The organism is Lacihabitans soyangensis (assembly GCF_024343775.1).
GTDB lineage: Bacteria > Bacteroidota > Bacteroidia > Cytophagales > Spirosomataceae > Leadbetterella > Leadbetterella soyangensis.
Map to the genome: position 1 here is coordinate 23289 of NZ_RJUF01000009.1, position 19690 is coordinate 42978.

Here is a 19690-nt window from a genome sequence, read left to right on the forward strand (position 1 = left end):
TATTAAAATAATTAAATTTTCTGAAGTTAAATTATTAAAATATGAAAGAGAATCCATTTTTATTTATTCTTAAAGAACTAGAAGTCAATGGGTTTGGTAAATATTTTAATATATCACCAATTCTAGCGAACTATTATCCTAAGCATGGAAATGAAAAAGATGAGAAAAATATAGGGGAGGTAAAAGAACTACTAAACATAATGCAAGATGAAAGGCTTCTGGTTTTACATCCTTCTGGTTTTGGTTCGCTTGGTAATAGCTCTGCTGGAATATTTTATGGTCTGGGAGAAGTTGAAATAAAAGTAACGATTTCCACAAAAGGCCTTAATTATTTATCTGAACACAGAAATCTAGAAATGAGTAAAAGTATTAATCAATCGGTTATTGATACGAACATTGCGACAAAAAAGTTTCTTTGTTTTCAAAAGATAACAATTATAACAACTCTCATGGTTTCTATTGTAACTTTGATTTTTTCAGTAAAAGACAACGAAAAAGAAATTCGAAATTTAAATAGAAGTATTTCTGAAAAACTTGAAAAAATAAATATAACAATGAGTAAACTAAATGAAAAATCGTTAAAAAACCCCAAGGTTAAATAAAATTGTGTTTTTTTAAATTTTTCTAATTTGATGTTCTATTTGAACTAGTTTAATCGCCAACAAAAGTAAATATGATTCAATTCTTTAAATTAAATAAAGTCAGTTTTGTTACTTTCTGCAAAAAAAATTCTATAGACGTTTCATTTTTTATCAATATAATTAGTTTACCGATTATTGGAAATCTTGTTGCGTTGTTATGGATTGAAGAGAGTACTAATTTACTTCATTTTTTTAAATTAGAAAAGATAAATCAAACTGTCGTTTTCTGGTTGGTATTATTATTATTAAGTATTATTTATTACTTAAGAAAAAGAAAATATAAAATTGGTATTACTTTAATTACATCGTTAATAGTATATTTTGTTTGGGGAATAATCTTTCCATCTAATTATACTTTCAAGTTAAAACCAAACTATTTTGTTTTTGAATCACATCTACCAAAACAAACTGAAGAGAATTTTGATGAATATTTTGATAATGTACATTTCGATGATTATGATTTTCCTGAAGCCAATGTAGTCTTTTCATTAAAGGAAGAAGATTGTGTGGAAATTGAGAAGCAGCTCAAATTAGATGGGAAGATATTCCATTTAAAGAGAATTTTATTTTGGCAAACAGGGTATTTGTATGGAGCGAAATATCAAAAATTCGAGGATGAAAACGAATTTGATATAGTTTCTATATTTTTTCTTTTTGGTCCGGTGATAATTGTCGAAATAATAATTAACTCACTATTAAGGTATTCTGTTGGTCTCTTTTTGCTTTCGATAATATTAATAATTTTTAAAAAATCACACTTGTTGAAAGTTAATTTTACTTAATTTTTTTTAGAACTATACAGAAATTAGGATGTGTTTACTTTTTTTTGGTATTTTTTGATTTCTTGTGATTAATCAAAAAGGTATCAATCCTTTGTTAATTAATAGGACTTTTCAAAACTAGTATTATTTTCAATTTTACGTTTTATTAAATGAATTACAAACAGGCTTTTACCTCAAATTATAAAAAAATATTTGTTGGAATTATAATTTTGGCTTTTGCTGTTTTATTTTATTCAAATAATTTTGAAGAAAAAGAGTCATTAAACAAGGTAGTCGATTGGCCCGAAATAACTACAGCAAATAATTTAAAATGTAATTTAAAGACAAAATATTTTGAAGGTAGGATTTATAATCAGCTTAATTTAAGTATAAATGATAGTTCAAAAGAATCAAGAAGAATAAAGGGTTGTACTCTTAAGTTTTTGGATCAAGAAAATTTTTTAATTCGGGAGTTCGATTATTCGGAATTAACTAATCTAGTAGATGAGAATGGAATAATTGTTGGTTATGAGATAAATGAATCCTTTGAAATTAGTAAAGAAGAATATAAGTCATATTCAAATTATTCAGTAGCAGTTTTAGAACGGTAACTTGATTTAAATTATTTCATTAAGCATTTTTATACAACTAATCATAAACCACTTAAATTTGTTAAATGGAAAAACCAATTTTCAATAAACGCATTTTCTGGGATGTGGTATTCGAGAATATCGATTACGACGCTAAGGCCAATTTTGTAATTGAGCGTGTGTTTGAGCGTGGTGACGTGCCAGATATAAGAAATTGCTTCAAATATTATGGTGTGGAGAAAGTAACTGAAGCCTTGCTGAACGCCAAGTTTTTGCCAGAAACTAGAATGTATTTGGCCTCAGCTGCTATAGATAGACCCTTAACAGATTTTAGATGCTACACCTTGAGACAGTCGAATCCGACACTTTTTCCTTACTAGAAGATTTGCTCACTATGCCTGAATTAAAGGATTTTTCTTTAGTTGGCGGCACAGCACTTTCTCTATTATATGGGCATAGAATATCAGTAGATTTAGATTTGTTTTCCAATTCAAAATTTGAAAATAACGTCATAGTTAAAGCACTTGCCAAAAAATTCAAAAGTGATTTTTTGTTGGAGCAAAAACCACCACAGTTTGGTATTTTTTGCTTCATAAAAGATGTAAAAATTGATTTAGTCAGGCATCCTTTTGAAATGTTAAAGCCACCCTTAATCATCCAAAATATTAGATTGTTTTCGAAAGAAGACATAATTGCGATGAAAGTTCAGGCCGTTTTAGGTCGTGGAAAAAAGAAAGATTTTTGGGATATTTCGGAGTTGTTAAAACATTATTCTGTTCAAAATTTTATTGATTTCCATACAAACAAATACAGTCATCAAAATTTATTAATTTCTGTTCCTCAAGCCCTTACCTACTTTTCAGACGCCGATGAAAGCGAAGACCCTGTAAGTCTAAAAGGCCAAACTTGGGAAAGTGTGAAATCTGAAATTCAGAAAAAAGTAAGGGAATATCTACGGAAATAGGCTCGATTCGATCTTTAAAGCATAACAATCTTCCTCACCTCGCCCAACTAGGAGCAGCCGTTTTCTCGTCAAAGAGTTCATCGATGTAGTATTTTCGGCGGTTGGTTTTGTTGCAGAGCGTTGGGTTTTCGTCGAAGGTGTAGATACATGGCCCGTAAAGATCGGTGTTGTTGGCAACCATTATGCTTTTGGGCGATCCGTCCGTAAAGGTATCGTTTTTATGAGCAATTCTGTTTAAAAGGCAATGTCCCAATTCGTGAAAAACTAAGGCTTCCTTATCATTTTCAGAGATATTTTTCCAACAAGGCGAACTCGCCATATTTATTTCCACCGTCCGTTGGAGCTCTGGGAATTTGGTGTTTTGTGTGCATTTGCCACAAATGTCCGTAAAATTTGCTGTGTTGGTAGCTGGCTTAACTATCAGATTCTCCTTCGGGATTGTTATACCTCGGCTATTGGCTTCTTGAAAGAATTTGTCAACGTATTTTGCTAAAGAGGCATCTACGTCATAAATGGTTGGCTCATTTATTTCTTCGGGTTTACAACCGATGGTAAGTGCCAAAAAAAGCAGAGGCCATTTTACTGATTTCAAGAGGTTGAAGTTCATTTATTATAAAAAATTATATTCCGATATTATAAAAAATTATATTCCGAAAAATCGTTTGGTTTGATTGGTTGACTCTCGTTGCGAGAGCTGGACCTTCAGGGTTTGCAAGGGTGTTTTTGTGATTTGTCCCAAATGCATCTGTGAAATTAAGCAATTTATGGCTGCTTTTCCTAAGTCGTAGGCTGGCACGAACACGCTTGAAAGCGAGGGCGAAAAGGATTTCATGACGGGTTCGTCGTAGTATCCAATGATGCCAATGTCCTTGGGAATATTGTATCCGGCCTCTTCAATGGCACGATAAACCCCGATGGCTATTTGATCATTCGCCGCAAAAAAAGCGTCTGGACGGTCGCTCATCCGTAATATTTCTTTGGTTTTTTCAAATGCACTCTCTATATCAAACTCTCCGAAAAACATCTTTTTGTCGTAATTGTCTAACTTGGTTTCTTTAAGGGCCTCCAAAAATCCGTTCTCAATGCTGTATTTTGAGTAGGAATATGACTTGGCTCCTAAGAAACATATTTTGCGATATCCCTTCTCTATCAAATACTTAGTGGTGGTATAGCCACCTTCGAAGTTATCAATAATCAGTTGAGGTACTTCCACGTTTTTACATTCTCTGTCGAGCATCACAAGGGGCTTGTTGGCCTTGATAATTTGATGATAATGTTCAAAACTAGAGGTCTCAAAGGCCTTCGCAACAAGGAATCCGTCTATATTGACAGCCAACAGTCGTTGAATAATACTTACTTCTCGCCCGAAAGATTCCTTTGATTGGCAAACCAATAATGAGTATCCCGCATCTAGAGACGCATCGTTCATTCCTTTTACTATTTCCGAAAAATAGTAATTATCGGCTGGTAGTATGGCCGCCAGAAGACTTGTTTTTGAAACAGAGACTTGGTTGTGATTAGAGGGAAGTTTATACTCGAGATTTTTTGAAAGGTTCAATACCGCCTCTCGAGTTTCGTAATTTATTTCGGGCATACCTCTTAAAGCACGCGAGACTGTAGATATGGACAGGCCCAATTCTTGGGCAATAACTTTTAAAGTTGGGGCTTTGGCCTTCATTTTACTTTTGGTTTTATGGGACTTTTCACAAACCTGGGTCTAATTAAGATCCTTACTTTTAATTGTTTATGAAATTCAAAAGTAATAATAAAAAATTAAATTGCAAGAGTTTTGCAATTTTCCGCAAAAACCACAAAAAGCTAATTTTATCCATAAAAAAAGGCTGGAATGTTCCAACCTTTAATTTTAATCGATTTTGAGGTTTTCAGTAGCCCCATTTTTTCATCATCGCCAAATCTTCTTTTATACAATCTAAGGGTGCTTTGCCTTGATAAGACTCCTGTTCTATAATAAACTGTGTAGTACCTCCAGATTTTTTACCCATATCAATGATGTCTTTTACGCCAATTACTCCAACACCCAATATCGCACTTTCCCAACCACCGTGTTCGCCTGTTGACTTTATCTCGTCTTTAACGTGCATGAGTTCAAATCTACCCGGATATTGTGCCAAAAGCTCAGCCGCTCTACCACCACCGCCATACATGTTACCTATATCGAGTTGTTGGGCTACCAGTTTTGGGTCGGTGTTTTGAAGCATGATGTCATACACTTTCACGCTACTGAGTTTCAGACTAAACTCAAAGTCATGGTTGTGATATCCAAACTTCATTCCCGCTGCTTGGCATAGTTCTCCATTTTTGTTAAAAACCTCCATGAATCGTTTTAGCTGGTCAAAATCTTTGCGGTAAGCAATATCCAGCCATGGGCTAATCACATATTTTTGACCACAAATGGCCGCATCATCTACCAGTTTTTTCCATGTATCGGTAAATTGTTTTTTGTCTTCGTCGTAGTGTCCTTTGCCAAAAACCGTATGGCCTGATGGCATTTTTAGGCCCAAATCGTCTAAAACTTTTCTAAACTCTGAGGCTGTCCAGCCATAAAATTTGCCGTTGACATAGTTGGCATGCTCAACGTTTTTGTAACCCATTTCAGCTACTTTTTTTAAGGTAGACAGTGGGTCTTTTTTCATGTCATCGCGAACAGAATATAATTGAATACCCACAGTATGTTTCGCTTTTTTCTTTGCAAAAACGCTTTGTGAAAATAACACACTACCAGCAAATGCCTTGGCAGAATTGCTTACGAAATCTCTTCTATTCATTTGTTTTTTATTTATGGTTGATAATTTCTAAGACTAAAATTAGACATTTTCTATTCAGAATAAATTAATTTTTCATGGGATTTTGTCTAATTTTAAATTTTAATGAAATTTTATGCAAAACATCAAAGTCATAGCTTTTGATGCTGACGATACGCTCTGGGTCAACGAGCCTTATTTTCAAGAAATTGAGAAAAAATTCTGTGAAATGTTGGAGGATTTTTTGCCTCACCACTCGGTAGCCAAGGAGCTTTTCAAAGTAGAAATGGATAACCTCGGACTGTATGGTTACGGAGCAAAGGCATTTGTATTGTCGATGGTGGAGACCGTTCTTAAAGTAAGTAATAATACAGCACCGATTGGGTTAATCGAAAAAGTAATACAATACGGTAAAGAGCTTATAAACAAGGAGATAGAGTTGTTAGGCGATGTGGAAGAGGTTTTGGGAAAACTCCAGCCGAAATATAGACTGGTGGTGGCAACAAAGGGTGATTTGCTGGACCAAGAGAGAAAACTGATGAAGTCTGGCTTAGAAAAATATTTCCATCACATAGAAATCATGAGTGATAAGCAAGTGAAAGATTATCAGAAACTTATCAAACATTTGGACATTCAGCCAGACGAATTTATGATGATTGGTAATTCTTTAAAATCTGATGTTCTGCCTGTTTTGGAGCTTGGTGGGGTAGGTGTTCATGTGCCCTATCATACCACTTGGGCTCATGAGGTGGTGGATGTAAAGATTGAAAACCCCAATTTTTATCAGATCTCAAGATTGGGCGAAATTCTAAATTACTTCGGAGATTGAAACAAAAATTAGACATAGAAAACTGGCCAAGAAGGGACCATTTTAATTTCTTTTCGCAATTCGAAGAACCCTTTTTCGGAGTGTGCGTGGAGGTAGATTGTTCAAAAGCTTATGAAAATGCCCATTTAAACGGTCAATCGTTTTTCTTGAAATACTTACATGCATCTTTGGTAGCGGCTAACAGAATAGAACCCTTCAAGTATAGGATTTCGGACGACGAAGTTTGGGTTTATGACCAAGTAAATGCTTCGCCAACCATCAATAGGCACGATAGTACTTTTGGTTTTGCTTACATGGACTATTTCGAAGATTTTGAAGAGTTTAATGCTGCTGCTCAGGTAGAAATAGAAAGAGTTCAGAATAGTACAGGTCTTGTTCCGGCTGGTTCTGGCCAGAATGTTATTCATTATTCTTCTTTACCTTGGTTGAATTTTACGGCTATTTCTCACGCCAGAAGTTTCTCATTTAAAGACAGTTGCCCGAAGGTATCTTTTGGAAAACTCTCAGAAAATAAACGAATGTCAGTATCAGTTCATGTGCATCATGCTTTGATGGACGGTTTTCATGTCGGACAGTTTGTAGAGGCTTTTCAGGAAATTTTGAATGCCGGATAAATGGAAGGATTAAAAAAGGTAGCGGTAATTTGTATACTTAAACACCAAGATAAATTTTTGCTTTTGGAAAGGTTAAAAGAACCCAATAAAGATCTTTTTACGCCTTTGGGAGGTAAATTAGACCCTTTCGAAACACCATTGGATGCCGCAAAAAGGGAAACTTGGGAGGAGTCAGGAATACATGTAGAAGATATGGATTTTTGTGGAATTCTGACTGAGACTTCGCCCACCAAATACAATTGGACGAGTTATGTTTACATAGCAGAAATCGATTATCAAGACGCTCCCGAATGCAATGAAGGTACTTTGAAATGGATAAATGCAGATGAAATCTTGAACATCCCAACTCCGATAACGGATTGGCATATTTATGACTACGCCCTAAAAAAGCAGAAATTCATTTTCGATGCGGTTTATGACGAAGAATTGGTTCTTCTGAGAATGGATGAGCTTATTGAAAACAAAAATATATGTTAGAATTTTTAAAGGCCTTTTTTGCTAAAAAGAGTACCCAAATCGTACTGGTTGCTTCAGTTCTTGTCGCTTATTATTTTTATTCATTTGGCAAAACAGACATCGTTTCATCAGAAGACGACGTGCATTTGTTTAGTGCTTTAAATCTCAACCTACCGCTCAAAAACTTTGGGAATTTGGGTTATTATTTGTTTTTGTTCATTGTTTCAAAATTTGCCCATAACCCGCTTGGAACTATATTTTTAGGCTATTTTATACTATCAGCATTGGCTTTTGTCTCGCTATTTTTTGTTTTGAAAAAGTATACTCAGTCTTTTTTTATAGCATTTTTTATATCAACATGTTTTCTGTTTTCTGATTTTCAGCTTTTGCTAGTTCCGAAACTTACTTATCTCAATTTTATAATTATTTGTTTAAGCTTGTTTTTTTTAGATTCGAAAAAGTACACTTTTCAAAACTATTTCATACTTTCAGTTGGTGTTCTTGCAAACGCCTATGTCGCTCGGCCTGAGTTTGTTTGGTTTTTGGCTCCTGTAGTTTTATTAACTTTATTTAGTCATTTTAAGCTTAGGCCTAAACTCGCTCAGACGGTTTCTCTTTCTGGATTATTGTTCTCAATTATAGTTCTGTATTGGCTCGGTGGAGGCTTATACCCAGCGGGTTATCTAAAGGAGATATTTATCCAACACTTTTTTGATAACTACGAAGTCTGGACCGGAAAGCATTTTGATTTAGCTGATGAATTTAGCCAGTTTAATGCCATTTATGGCAAAGTTGAGACTGATTTCCAGATATTTACAGCAAACCCAGGATTGCTACTGAAACATAGTTTATACAATTTCAAAAACCTTATTTTGGGTATTCTGAAAGTATTTAAAAGCACGTTTTATGATGTTTTTGTGGGTATTTTTTCGAGCAGAACTAAATATTTTATTGTACTTCTGGTTCTAATTTTGGGCTTAATAATTGACTTCAAAAACTCTATTAAGACATTAAAAACGAACCTTTCTTTACCAAAACCCTTACTAAAATTCATCGTTTGGTTGCTGTTGCCATGTTTGCTGCTGGTTTTAGTGATTTTCCCGAGAGAGCATTTTGTGCTTTTGCTTTTGCCTTTTGTTTTTATAAGTTTAGGGCATTTATTGAAATCTATCTCATTACGACAAAATTTGTTTTCTAAAATAGGCATGGCTGTTTTACTAAGTGCTGTCTTTGTTGGATTGTTTATGAAGTACCCCGTGAAAGCCAATCATCCAAACAATGTTGATTTTTATAATTATTTGAACAACGTGAAGGTAGAAAAGCCGCTGAAAATGCTTTCAAACGATAATTTTGGCTATTTGTATTTTGGTAAAAACTTCGAAAGAGTAGGATGGAATCCGTCAATAGAAGCGATTCTAGACAAAGTAAAAACTGAAAATATTGACTTAATAAGCATTTACCGACTTGACCTTGAAGTACCAGCAACGAGAGCATTTGTGGATAGCTTGCACACACAAACGGGTTATTTACCAATCAAGAATTTTGAAGCTCAGAAAAGATATTTGTGGGTGAAGCCAGAGTTGATTTCTAAATTTCAATAAATAGCTAAAATCTGTATTGGACGGCTATTCATGGTGACGGAATCCTTGATTTTTTTGCCCGTAAGTTCTGTCCCCAATGGCGATGCCGACGAGATGAGCATAACATTAACACCATCTTCTACAATTTTCCCGAGACTAACCGATACCAAAATATAGCCAATTGAAGTTTGAACCAAACTCCCACTTTTGATAAATTCTGTCTCCTGCTCAAAGTTGATGTTTTCAAATGTGCTTATGTCTTTTAGTAGCTCGTTTTTCTGATTTTCGAGCATGGCACGGTCGTTTTGGGCCATGGCTCGGCCCGTTTCGTATTTATCGCCCATACTGCTCTTAGACTCTTCGTTGGCAGCATTCTGAACATTGAATATCGCTTTTTCTAGTTCTATTAATTTCGATTGTAGCAAATTCCGTGCTGTTGCTATTATGTTTTCTTTTTTCAAATCTTTCAATGCGTTGGTTTGTCCGGGGCAGGAGCGGAGGCGTGAAGGCCCAAATCAATCACCATTTTGGCGTATTTGTCCAGCAATTCTATCACTCTTTCGCGGCTATCGGCTTTTACTATAAGCCCCACATGATATTCTTCGTTCATTTTCCAGAAAATTTCTTTGTCATCAAAGACATCCATGTTTGGCCATTGGTGCGATGAGAGTGAAATCAGAATACCTGAATATTTCTTTTCTCTTTTTGGTAAAACATAAGGTTTTTTTTCTGCAACGGCCGTTTCTATTTTGGCCCATTCTTTCCAAATATTTATGCTGGATGAAGCCTCTACCATTTCGGCCAAATGAGCTCCTCCAACTCTAGAGGCAGTTTCTAAAAAGTAGTAATTACCGTCTTTATGACATTTTATTACCTCTGTATGAGATGCACTGAACTTCATGCCGAAGGCTTTCATGACTTGGTGATTGATCAGTGAAAGTGCCTGTTCGTCAAGAGACCCAAATTCAACTGTAACCGAACGAAAAATACCTCCGCCATGAGCTACATCAAATGGTGTACTCAGGTATTGACTACATCTTTCAAAAACCACTTCTTTGTTAATAATCAATGAATCAATGTGATATACATCTCCGGGCTTGAATGTTTCTATCAAAAAATTGTGGCGGGCTTCGCCCAAGCTGTGTATCCAATCCCAAGCTTCGTTTTTCGAATATACCTTTTTAATACCTGTGGCCGAGGCCTCAGAGCGGGGTTTAACCAACCAAGGTCCTGTGGTGTTTTCAAGAAAATGCGTGATTTCCACATCGTTAAATAAGGCACTAAAACCAGGAACTGGTATTTGATTGTCCTCGGCCTGCACTCGCATAGCCAGTTTGTCTCTAAAGTATCGGGCCGTGGTTTGGCCCATGCCGGGTATTCTGAAATGCTCCCTTACAAGTGCTGCTTTTTCCACATCAAAATCGTCAAGAGCAACCACAAGGTCTATTTTGCGAGTACGCATGAGATGTGCGGAGCCTTCTATGAGTTTTTGATAAGTGTCAAACGAATTGTCGTTGTTTTCTAAATAAAAAAACTCGTCGATACTTTCTCTTGGCCATGGTTTGTTTTCAATCTTTTTGTGTGTTAACAAAAAAACCGTGTTGCCTTCTTCTTTGGCGGCTTTAAGGAACTCCACGCCTTTGAAATATGTACAGATACAAAGTATAGTCATCTCAATATTTTTTTCTAAAAATAAGCTTTAAAGCTTAAATACAAAAAAAGCCACCCAATTATTTTGGATGGCTCTCAATATCTGATTGAAGAAATTTATTTTCCTCCAGTCGCTTTCGGCGTTACGTTGCCTTTGATAGTCAAAATAACAGTTCCGTTTTCTGCATTACTTACTACTGTGATAGTTTTAGTAAATGCACCCGGACGGCCAGAAGTATTGTAACCTACTTTGATTACACTTTTAGCACCTGGCATAATAGGCTCCTTAGACCACTCTGGAGTTGTGCAACCACATGAAGCCTGAGCGTTTGTGATTACCACTGGAGCAGTACCTGTGTTAGTTACTTCAAATGAGTATGTAGCCAATGGGCCTTCCGAAAGTTTTCCGAAATCGTGTGTTTCTTTGTTGAACTTCAAAACACCTTGAGCGTTAGTAGCCGCTGCAAACAAAAGAACACTTACTAGAGTGAAAAATAATTTTTTCATGTTACTGAATATTAAATGTTTAAAAATGATTCGTGCTTAAAACCATTACAAAGTAAATACCAACATTAGATATATTAAAAACTTTTAACAATGTATTAACAATCCAATTTTCGATTCTCAAATAGTGATTTGTATTAAAATATGAATTAACTTTACATAAAGATTTGTATATTCACTCCGAATTCAATCATTGAATTTACGAATTATTACACTTTTTCAATCTGAATACTGATTAAATCATGAGTGAACTGCTTACTGGTTTTTATACATCAAATGAGGTAATTCTATCAAAAACAGAGGTTTTGGCTGATTATCAATTGGTTTGTGAGAGTAGGGCAGTGAGTTTAATGGGACGCAAAGACGTATTCATGGGTCGTGCAAAATTTGGTATTTTTGGCGACGGAAAAGAGCTCGCACAAATTGCACTATCCAAAGTTTTTAGAAAAGGCGACTTCCGATCGGGGTATTATCGCGACCAAACCTTGGTTGCGGCTACTGGTGGCCTTACTTGGCAACAGTTTTTTGCACAATTGTATGCACACGCCGACATCAATCACGATATTTTTACGGCAGGTAGATCAATGAATGCCCATTTTGGCAATCATTGGGTGGACGATAAAGGACATTGGTTAGACCAAACCGAAATGTTCAACGGAGCCGTAGATGTTTCTTCTACTGCAGGTCAAATGCCCCGGAGTTTGGGTCTTGCTTATGCTTCAAAGTTGTTTCGCAAAAATCCATATTTAAAGAAGTTCAAGAATTTCTCCAATGGCGGTAACGAAGTTTGTTTTGCTACGATTGGTGACGCCTCTACTTCTCAGGGTATGTTTTTTGAAACCATTAACGCAGCTGGAGTTTTACAAATACCGCTTGTGGTCTCTGTTTGGGACGATGGCTACGGCATATCCGTACCTATAGAATACCAAACCACCAAAGGGAGTATTTCTGAAGCCTTGGCTGGATTTGAGAAAACCGATGGTAATGGCATAGAAATCATTAAAGTAAAAGGGTGGGATTATCCAGCACTTATTCAAGCCTATCAAAAAGCGGCAAGAATCGCACGTGACGAACACACACCAGTGTTGGTACATGTGGTAGAAGTCACTCAGCCGCAGGGTCACTCGGCATCGGGCTCTCACGAAAGATATAAATCAAAAGAAAGACTTGCCTGGGAACTAGAATACGACTGTAATTTGGTTTTCAGAGATTGGATTCTCAAAAATAATTTTGCTGATGAAGCCGAGTTGAAAGCCATTGAGAAAAAGGCTGATGATAACGCCAAAGATGCTCGTAAAAAGGCATGGGACGCTTGTCGTGAAGCCATCAATGCCGACAATGTCTTGGTTACCTCCTTACTAACAGAGGCTCTTGAAAGTAGCAAGGGTGACTTGGAAATAGCCAAACTTGTTTCGCAGTTCGAAACAAACACCAATCTGCAGAAAAAGGATGGATTAAAGACTTTGAAATTACTTTCAAGGATTGTTTCTGGTGAAAAAATCAGGAAGGAAATTGGCAAATTGATAGAGAGTCTTCAGGCAAAAAACACACACAGATATAGCAGTCATCTTTATTCTGAATTCGAAACCTCGCCCATGCGAGTAAAACCTGTAAAGGCCATTTACTCTGACAAAAGCCCGATGGTGGACGGACGCGAGATTGTTAACAGATTTTTTGACTATGTTTTTTCTAAAAATCCATTGGTATTTGCCTTAGGTGAGGACATTGGGAAAATAGGAGACGTAAACCAAGGCTTCGCCGGTTTACAAGAAAAATATGGTGAACTGAGAATCACAGATACGGGAATAAGAGAAACCACCATTATTGGTCAAGGAATAGGTGCTGCCATGCGTGGTTTGAGGCCTATTGTCGAGATTCAGTATTTCGATTATATTTATTACGCCCTTCCAACACTTACCGACGACCTAGCTTCCTTACGTTACCGTACCTTTGGAAGGCAACTGGCTCCAGTGATTGTGCGTACTCGCGGTCACCGTTTAGAGGGTATTTGGCATTCAGGTTCTCCTATGGCTGTTATGATTCATGCTTTAAGAGGAATGCACGTGTTAGTGCCAAGAAATTTCGTAAAAGCAGCAGGTTTTTATAATACATTGCTCAAAGGCGATGATCCAGCATTGGTCATAGAGAGCCTAAATGGTTACAGACTTAAAGAAAAACTGCCCGATAATCTGCACGAAATATGTGAGCCATTGGGCGTACCAGAAATTTTAAATGAAGGTAACGACATAACTATAGTGACTTATGGCTCCATGTGCCGCATAGTAGTTGAAGCCGCCGAAGATCTTCGCAAAGTTGGAATTAGTGCCGAAGTAATTGACGTTCAATCGCTTTTGCCGTTTGATATCAACAAAATGATTCTGAAGTCAGTAAAAAAGACCAATCGTGTCATTTTTGCTGACGAAGATATGCCTGGAGGAGGCACAGCCTACATGATGCAACAAGTGCTTGACGAGCACGGTGCCTACCATTTCCTTGACTCCAAACCTGTGTGTATCAGTGCACAAGCCCACCGACCAGCTTACGGCACAGACGGCGACTATTTCTCTAAACCCAACGTCGAGACAATCTTCGATGCCGCCTACCAAATTATGTCAGAGGTAAATCCTGCTAAGTATCCGGAGTTGTATTGAGGTGTGTTTTGTTTCCGAAAAAATACTTATATTTGAATCATTAAAATCAAGAATATGGTTTCAGAAGTAATTATTGACGAAAAAAAATATGTGATTTTGCCAAAAGAAGAATTCGTGGCTCTACAAAAAGCAGACTTTCATGAAAAGTTCAAAGGCAGATTATTTTCAATTGATGAAGCTAGAAAAAAAAGTGAAGAATTGATTTTGGAATGGGCAAAACAAAAATAATTTTTCTTGATACTTTCATCGAAAACCTAGCGTCTGTTTCATTTTTTATCGAATCAAAAGGTTTACCACAAACTGCAATTTTGTTTAAAGAAAAAGTTTATGATTTTATTGAAGACTTGAATTTTGACAAAACTGAATATGCTAGATGCCGTGATCCCGAAAGAGCAAGTTCTGGATTAAAGTGCATTCCCTTCAACAAAAAGTATACAATAGTTTTTTACCAAATAGATGATGAAGTCATAATAATTGAGTTCGTTGCATCTAAAATGATACATTGGTGATAAACATGAGTAAAAGATATTCTTGATGCTTTACAAACACACATTTATTTTTCCCTAAAATCAGAATTTGGATTAAGCAATGTAAGAAGCGTGGAATTAGGTCATGCAGATAAGAGAATAACTGACTTTGTTATCAAAAATGGCTCTAATGCTGATAAAGCGATGGAATATAAATATTGGTCAACCCCAGACTTCGCTTTGCTAAAAAAGACTTTGAAAACGAAATAGCCAAAGACATAGTGGCCGGCCGAAATTGGCAAATGAGGGTTTTTAGGACTCCATCGGGCTGTTCAAGTGATGCAGTTCTTCAAGATAAAATTATTGTAATGGTGGAGAATGGGCAGTTGTTGAATGTTAAAAATGCTTTAATTAATTGTGGCAAAACCAACCCAGCAAGTAGAGCATTATTATTAAGGGATAAAATTAAGACACTATGAATTATCGTAAATTGTATGGAAATCAGAAATATTTAATGAAGGACTTAAATATTGATTTAAATATTATCCAAGCGAAGTATTATACGGCCCCAACAATTGTACCTAATGAAAATGGATATTCTTTTTATCAATGGATTTCTTATCCATCCCCAAATCAACCTTTGATTATTGGCCTCGATTTAAATTTGAATAAAATTTTTGAAATTACTAGTAACATTTCGCTTTGGTCAAATTTAGATGAAATTATATGTTCAGAAAATGGGAATTCAGATATTGTAGTCTTTAGCAATGAAACTGGAAATGAAATTAAAAGATATAAAATTCCCTATGAAAATGACTATCCAACTTTAATTTTTAAAAATATATATTATTCAGATTTGGATTTTAATGGTTTATTAAAAAAGTCTTTTGATGGAAAAACTTTCTGGAAGATTGAACTTCCTTATGTCAAAATAATTGCTTCAAAGGAAAATGATTTAATTGTAATTCAAGATCAGGATAAAAACTCCTTTCACGGTCGAGTCGGCCTATTTTGTATTTCTGATTTAGACGGTTCTATTAAGTGGAATTTGCATGAATCTTTTTTATTCAAGAAAACGCAAATTTCAGACCTCTTGGATAGAAATATTTATTTGCATGATAACGGTATTTTGTTAGTCCAAAGCCGTTCGCAAGGTATATTGGGTGTTAAAGCCACAACAGGCAAAATACTATGGAAATGGAAGCCAGATTTAAAGAAAATAGAACCTATTCGTCAAAAAAATCTTGCACATCAAAATGACCCTAAGCCCAATGTAAAAAAAATGAATTTGAATACATTTAGCTTTACGATTGATTATGAAGGTATTGTCCATATTTTGAACCATGAATTTTATACGCAGCTAAATAGCCTAACGGGTGGTATTATTAACGAATTTGAGATGGATCCCTCGTTAATACAAGAAAAGCCATATTTTAAATACGGATATTCTTATTATGAAAAATTCATAGGTTCAGAGGTAACGGTTTCAAAAACTCATGTCATTGGCTCAAATTGCGAGAGGATTATTTTTATGAATAAAACTACAGGCAAATTAGAAAAGATAATATCTGGGGAGGATCCAAAACATGGCGTCATTCGAAGAATACTTATTACAGGTGAAAATAAAATGATAACCATTGAAGAATGTAGCTCCAAAAAACTTAACCCTTATTATTTGAAAATTTGGAATGCGGAGTAATCCAAAAAGTGATTTCAAAATTCATTTGTATTTTTGAGATTCAATTCAACCGTCAATGCACCCTTCGTGACATTTTTTTCCTCCAAAAAAATAGTCTAAATTTGGTATTATTTTAAAATGCCTTGATGAAAGATTATATAGCTTCAAACAAACAACGATATTTAGACGAACTCTTCGATTTTTTAAGGATTCCTTCGGTCAGTGCGGACTCCAAGCACATTCCTGACATGATTACTGCTGCTGAATGGGTAAAAGATAAATTGCTAGCAGCAGGACTTGACAAAGCTGAAATTTGCCCTACAGAAGGTCATCCGATAGTTTTTGCTGAAAAAATTATTGACCCAAGTTTACCTACTATTTTGGTGTATGGTCACTATGACGTACAGCCCGCCGACCCTATCGAACTTTGGAATAGCCCACCTTTTGAACCAACAGTTATCATAACACCAAGTCACCCGCAAGGAGCTATTTTCGCTCGTGGTGCTTGTGACGACAAAGGCCAGATTTACATGCACGTTAAAGCAATCGAAGCTATGATTTTGCATAATGAACTCACTTGCAACGTAAAAGTGATGTTTGAGGGCGAGGAAGAAGTAGGCTCTGAAAATCTTGGAACTTTTGTAAAAAACAATAAAGAAAAACTCAAGGCCGACATCATTCTTATATCCGATACTTCTATCATCGGCAACGATATTCCTTCGGTAGAAACTGGCTTGAGAGGCTTGGCATATATGGAGGTTGAAGTGGAGGCTGCCAACCGTGATTTGCACTCGGGCGTTTATGGTGGTGCAGTGGCGAACCCGATTAATGTTTTGTCACAAATGATAGCCTCCTTACATGACGCCGACGGCAAAATCACCGTAAAAGGATTTTATGACAAAGTGGTGGAACTGAGCCAGGTAGAAAGAGACGAACTCGAAGCTGCTCCTTTTGATTTGGAAGAATACAAAAAAGACCTCAACATTGCCGAGGTAACAGGTGAAAAAGGCTATACCACCAGAGAAAGAGCGGCCATAAGACCTACGTTGGATGTCAATGGAATTTGGGGTGGCTACACAGGTGAAGGTTCAAAAACCGTTTTGCCTTCAAAAGCATTCGCCAAAATATCGATGCGATTGGTGCCTGACCAAGACTGGGAAGAAATTTCCGACTTGTTTATGACACACTTCAAGGCCATAGCTCCTCCGACTGTAAAAGTTTCTGTAAAAAAACATCACGGAGGTCAACCTTATGTTACGCCAACAGATTCAATAGGCTATAAAGCCGCCTTTATGGCTTTGGAGGAGAGCTTCGGCAAGAGACCTGTACCAACCAGAGGCGGAGGAAGTATTCCAATCGTAGCACTTTTTGAACAAGAACTGGGACTGAAGTCTATACTTTTCGGATTTGGATTAGATTCTGATGCCTTACATTCGCCGAATGAGCATTATGGCATTTTCAATTTTATGAAAGGAATCGAAACCATTCCGTTGTTTTACAAGTATTTCAGGGAATTGAGTAAATAGAACTTATTTTTTATCAATATTCACAGTTGTGTAGAATTTTTCTTTCATCAAAATCCGTGTAAATCAGCATTACGAAGTATCAGTTTAATCAGCTTGCCATTTTTGAATTTCAATGGACGTTTTAATTAAAAGAGTAATCAAATGAGGGACAAATTAAACTTAGAAAGTCTATCGACGGAGGCAACCTCAAATCACGATAATCTCGAGCAAAAATCGGTGTTTGAACTAATTAAGGGAATGAATGATGAAGACAAGACCGTTCCTTTTGCAGTTGAGAAAGCTTTGCCGAAGATTGAAGTCTTTATTCAAAATGCTGTTGAAAGAATGCTCAATGGAGGTCGTTTGTTTTATATCGGTGCTGGTACAAGTGGTCGCTTAGGTATTTTAGATGCATCAGAATGTCCGCCGACCTACGGAGTACCGCATGGATTGGTGGTTGGATTGATTGCTGGTGGAGATCACGCTATAAAATTTGCAGTAGAAAATGCCGAAGACGATATAGACCAAGCTTGGGAAGATTTAAAGAAATACGACATTAATCAAAACGATACGGTTTTGGGAATAGCCGCTTCTGGTAGGACGCCTTATGTGGTGGGAGGTCTAAAGAAAGCCAATCAAAATGGCATTTTAACGGGCTGTCTAGTGTGTAACAAAGGCAGTGAGGTAGCGGCAAATGCACAGTTTCCAATCGAAGTAGTTGTTGGGCCAGAATATGTAACAGGCTCAACTAGAATGAAATCAGGAACGGCCCAAAAGATGGTTTTGAATATGATTTCTACCTCCATAATGATAAACTTAGGCAAAGTAAGAGGCAACAAAATGGTGGATATGCAGCTCAGCAACGAAAAACTCATCGAAAGAGGCATCAAGATGATTGTCAGCGAGATAGGTGTTGATTATTCCGTAGCTAAGGAACTTCTAATTACGCAAGGAAGTGTAAGAAAGGCCGTGGATTTTTACCAAAACATAAATAGATGATATGGTTTTCACTCAAATGGTTTTCAACTTCCGCTCTTAACAAATTTGAGTGGGCGAATCCGTATTTTTTCTGGCTTTTCCTCCTTATTCCGATATTGTTTTTTTTGAAATGGGTATTCAAATCCCAGAGAAAGCAGACTTTGGTTTTGAGTGTTAGCAATTTGTCTATTCAAGCTTCGCTTTTCGTTTGGTTGCGTTATTTTGTGCCATTTTTTTATATTTTGGGTATTGTTTGCTTGATTCTAGCTTTGGCGAGGCCTCAGTTGGTTAACTCTGACAAGGAAAAATATGCCGAAGGAATTGACATAGCATTGGCCATTGATATTTCAGACTCTATGTTGGCCAAAGATCTACAGCCTAACCGCCTTGAAGCAGCAAAAAATATAGGTAAAGGATTTGTAGAAGGCAGAGTAAACGACAGGATAGCCTTGGTGGCTTTTGCGGGTGAAACAACTACCTTAAGTCCGCTTACTACCGACTATGACTTGCTCAAAGAATATCTCAATAGCTTAAATACTAGTCTTATAAAAACCTCAGGCACAGCTATTGGAATGGCTCTTTCGTCTTGTATCAACAAGCTCAGAGACGTGCCGAGCAAATCGAAAATAGCCATTATTATCAGTGATGGAGACAACACTACGGGTGCCATAGCCCCTGAAACAGCGATCGAGTTAGCCAAAACTTTTGGGATCAGAGTTTACACGATAGCAATAGGTAAAAATTCAGCAGAGGAAGTTATTGATGAAAAAACACTGAAAATGTTGGCTGAAAAAGCCGATGGACAGTTTTTTAGAGCGACCGATAACAACGCCCTTATCAAGATTTTTAGCAAAATAAATCTTCTAGAAAAAACAAAATTCAAGGACCAAAACATCAAGGATGTTTCTGATTATTACTACATTTACCTCAACTGGTCCATTCTCTTTTTCTTGATTTCCTTATTCCTGAAATTCACTTTTTTAGGTAATATTTTGGAGGATTAATTACCAATTGTGTGAAATATTTCTTCTTTTTTGGAGAAAACGTCAAAATAATATTA

23 protein-coding genes are annotated in these 19690 nt (G+C 36.3%); 17 read left to right on the top strand and 6 right to left on the bottom strand.

The features are described from left to right. The first annotated feature begins 41 nt into the window (after positions 1-41). The 5 genes from EGI31_RS05205 (at position 42) to EGI31_RS05225 (ending at position 2956) form a co-directional block, all read left to right on the top strand. On the top strand, positions 42-602 hold the full coding sequence (locus EGI31_RS05205; protein WP_255036112.1) for a hypothetical protein: 561 nt from the start codon (positions 42-44) through the stop codon (positions 600-602). A gap of 71 nt (positions 603-673) precedes the next feature. Beyond that, complete coding sequence (locus tag EGI31_RS05210; protein ID WP_255036113.1) at positions 674-1423, top strand: hypothetical protein; 750 nt, start codon at positions 674-676, stop codon at positions 1421-1423. 149 nt (positions 1424-1572) lie between these two features. Beyond that, positions 1573-2013, top strand: a complete 441-nt coding sequence (locus EGI31_RS05215; RefSeq protein WP_255036114.1) for a hypothetical protein — start codon at positions 1573-1575, stop codon at positions 2011-2013. 65 nt (positions 2014-2078) lie between these two features. After that, on the top strand, positions 2079-2372 hold the full coding sequence (locus EGI31_RS05220) for a DUF6922 domain-containing protein (protein ID WP_255036115.1): 294 nt from the start codon (positions 2079-2081) through the stop codon (positions 2370-2372). A 14-nt stretch (positions 2373-2386) separates the two neighbouring features. Next, entirely contained in the window at positions 2387-2956 is a 570-nt protein-coding gene (locus EGI31_RS05225; protein WP_255036116.1) for a nucleotidyl transferase AbiEii/AbiGii toxin family protein, read from the top strand. A 34-nt stretch (positions 2957-2990) separates the two neighbouring features. Here the strand turns inward: EGI31_RS05225 and EGI31_RS05230 are convergent, their stop codons facing one another. The 3 genes from EGI31_RS05230 to EGI31_RS05240 all read right to left on the bottom strand — a co-directional run bounded on the left by EGI31_RS05230 (position 2991) and on the right by EGI31_RS05240 (position 5742). Then, positions 2991-3563, bottom strand: a complete 573-nt coding sequence (locus EGI31_RS05230; protein ID WP_255036117.1) for a putative metallopeptidase — start codon at positions 3561-3563, stop codon at positions 2991-2993. Positions 3564-3599: 36 nt separating this feature from the next. Then, positions 3600-4634: a LacI family DNA-binding transcriptional regulator gene (locus EGI31_RS05235; RefSeq protein ID WP_255036118.1), complete on the bottom strand. Its 1035-nt coding sequence runs from the start codon at positions 4632-4634 to the stop codon at positions 3600-3602. Positions 4635-4839: 205 nt separating this feature from the next. After that, complete coding sequence (locus tag EGI31_RS05240) at positions 4840-5742, bottom strand: sugar phosphate isomerase/epimerase family protein (protein WP_255036119.1); 903 nt, start codon at positions 5740-5742, stop codon at positions 4840-4842. A gap of 112 nt (positions 5743-5854) precedes the next feature. Here EGI31_RS05240 and EGI31_RS05245 point away from each other — a divergent pair, with 112 nt between their 5' ends. Genes EGI31_RS05245 through EGI31_RS05260 form a run of 4 tightly spaced genes read left to right on the top strand, consistent with a single transcriptional unit; the run spans position 5855 to position 9218 of the window. Continuing rightward, entirely contained in the window at positions 5855-6547 is a 693-nt protein-coding gene (locus tag EGI31_RS05245) for an HAD family hydrolase (RefSeq protein ID WP_255036120.1), read from the top strand. Beyond that, positions 6544-7161, top strand: a complete 618-nt coding sequence (locus EGI31_RS05250; RefSeq protein WP_255036121.1) for a chloramphenicol acetyltransferase — start codon at positions 6544-6546, stop codon at positions 7159-7161. Before EGI31_RS05245 ends, EGI31_RS05250 begins: the two co-directional genes overlap by 4 nt. Beyond that, entirely contained in the window at positions 7162-7638 is a 477-nt protein-coding gene (locus EGI31_RS05255; protein ID WP_255036122.1) for an NUDIX hydrolase, read from the top strand. It begins immediately after the preceding gene. Further along, positions 7632-9218 (top strand): hypothetical protein, encoded by a 1587-nt coding sequence (locus EGI31_RS05260; RefSeq protein ID WP_255036123.1) that lies wholly within the window; start codon positions 7632-7634, stop codon positions 9216-9218. The genes EGI31_RS05255 and EGI31_RS05260 overlap by 7 nt, the downstream gene beginning before the upstream one ends. Here the strand turns inward: EGI31_RS05260 and EGI31_RS05265 are convergent. From EGI31_RS05265 to EGI31_RS05275, 3 genes are all read right to left on the bottom strand, one after another. After that, a complete protein-coding gene (locus EGI31_RS05265) occupies positions 9212-9658 on the bottom strand; it encodes a 3-oxoacyl-ACP synthase (RefSeq protein ID WP_255036124.1) in 447 nt (148 codons plus the stop codon). The two genes, EGI31_RS05260 and EGI31_RS05265, sit on opposite strands and share 7 nt — an antisense overlap. 5 nt (positions 9659-9663) lie before the next feature. Beyond that, a complete protein-coding gene (locus EGI31_RS05270; RefSeq protein WP_255036125.1) occupies positions 9664-10869 on the bottom strand; it encodes an ATP-grasp domain-containing protein in 1206 nt (401 codons plus the stop codon). Positions 10870-10964: 95 nt separating this feature from the next. Continuing rightward, positions 10965-11354, bottom strand: a complete 390-nt coding sequence (locus tag EGI31_RS05275) for a DUF1573 domain-containing protein (RefSeq protein WP_255036126.1) — start codon at positions 11352-11354, stop codon at positions 10965-10967. 239 nt (positions 11355-11593) lie between these two features. Here EGI31_RS05275 and EGI31_RS05280 point away from each other — a divergent pair, with 239 nt between their 5' ends. The 8 genes from EGI31_RS05280 to EGI31_RS05315 all read left to right on the top strand — a co-directional run bounded on the left by EGI31_RS05280 (position 11594) and on the right by EGI31_RS05315 (position 19634). Then, positions 11594-14002, top strand: coding sequence for an alpha-ketoacid dehydrogenase subunit alpha/beta (locus EGI31_RS05280; protein ID WP_255036127.1), 2409 nt, complete (start codon positions 11594-11596; stop codon positions 14000-14002). Between the two features lie 54 nt (positions 14003-14056). Beyond that, positions 14057-14230: a hypothetical protein gene (locus EGI31_RS05285; protein WP_255036128.1), complete on the top strand. Its 174-nt coding sequence runs from the start codon at positions 14057-14059 to the stop codon at positions 14228-14230. Continuing rightward, entirely contained in the window at positions 14212-14511 is a 300-nt protein-coding gene (locus tag EGI31_RS05290; RefSeq protein WP_255036129.1) for a hypothetical protein, read from the top strand. Before EGI31_RS05285 ends, EGI31_RS05290 begins: the two co-directional genes overlap by 19 nt. A 176-nt stretch (positions 14512-14687) precedes the next feature. Continuing rightward, positions 14688-14948 carry a hypothetical protein gene (locus tag EGI31_RS05295; RefSeq protein WP_255036130.1) on the top strand — a complete coding sequence of 87 codons (261 nt, stop codon included), beginning with the start codon at positions 14688-14690 and terminating at the stop codon, positions 14946-14948. Further along, a complete protein-coding gene (locus tag EGI31_RS05300; RefSeq protein ID WP_255036131.1) occupies positions 14945-16168 on the top strand; it encodes a hypothetical protein in 1224 nt (407 codons plus the stop codon). Before EGI31_RS05295 ends, EGI31_RS05300 begins: the two co-directional genes overlap by 4 nt. Before the next feature lie 125 nt (positions 16169-16293). After that, positions 16294-17673: a dipeptidase gene (locus EGI31_RS05305; protein WP_255036133.1), complete on the top strand. Its 1380-nt coding sequence runs from the start codon at positions 16294-16296 to the stop codon at positions 17671-17673. A 141-nt stretch (positions 17674-17814) separates the two neighbouring features. After that, positions 17815-18651 (top strand): N-acetylmuramic acid 6-phosphate etherase, encoded by an 837-nt coding sequence (gene murQ, locus EGI31_RS05310; RefSeq protein ID WP_255036134.1) that lies wholly within the window; start codon positions 17815-17817, stop codon positions 18649-18651. Next, positions 18648-19634, top strand: coding sequence for a vWA domain-containing protein (locus EGI31_RS05315; protein WP_255036135.1), 987 nt, complete (start codon positions 18648-18650; stop codon positions 19632-19634). Before murQ ends, EGI31_RS05315 begins: the two co-directional genes overlap by 4 nt. Positions 19635-19690: the final 56 nt, after the last annotated feature.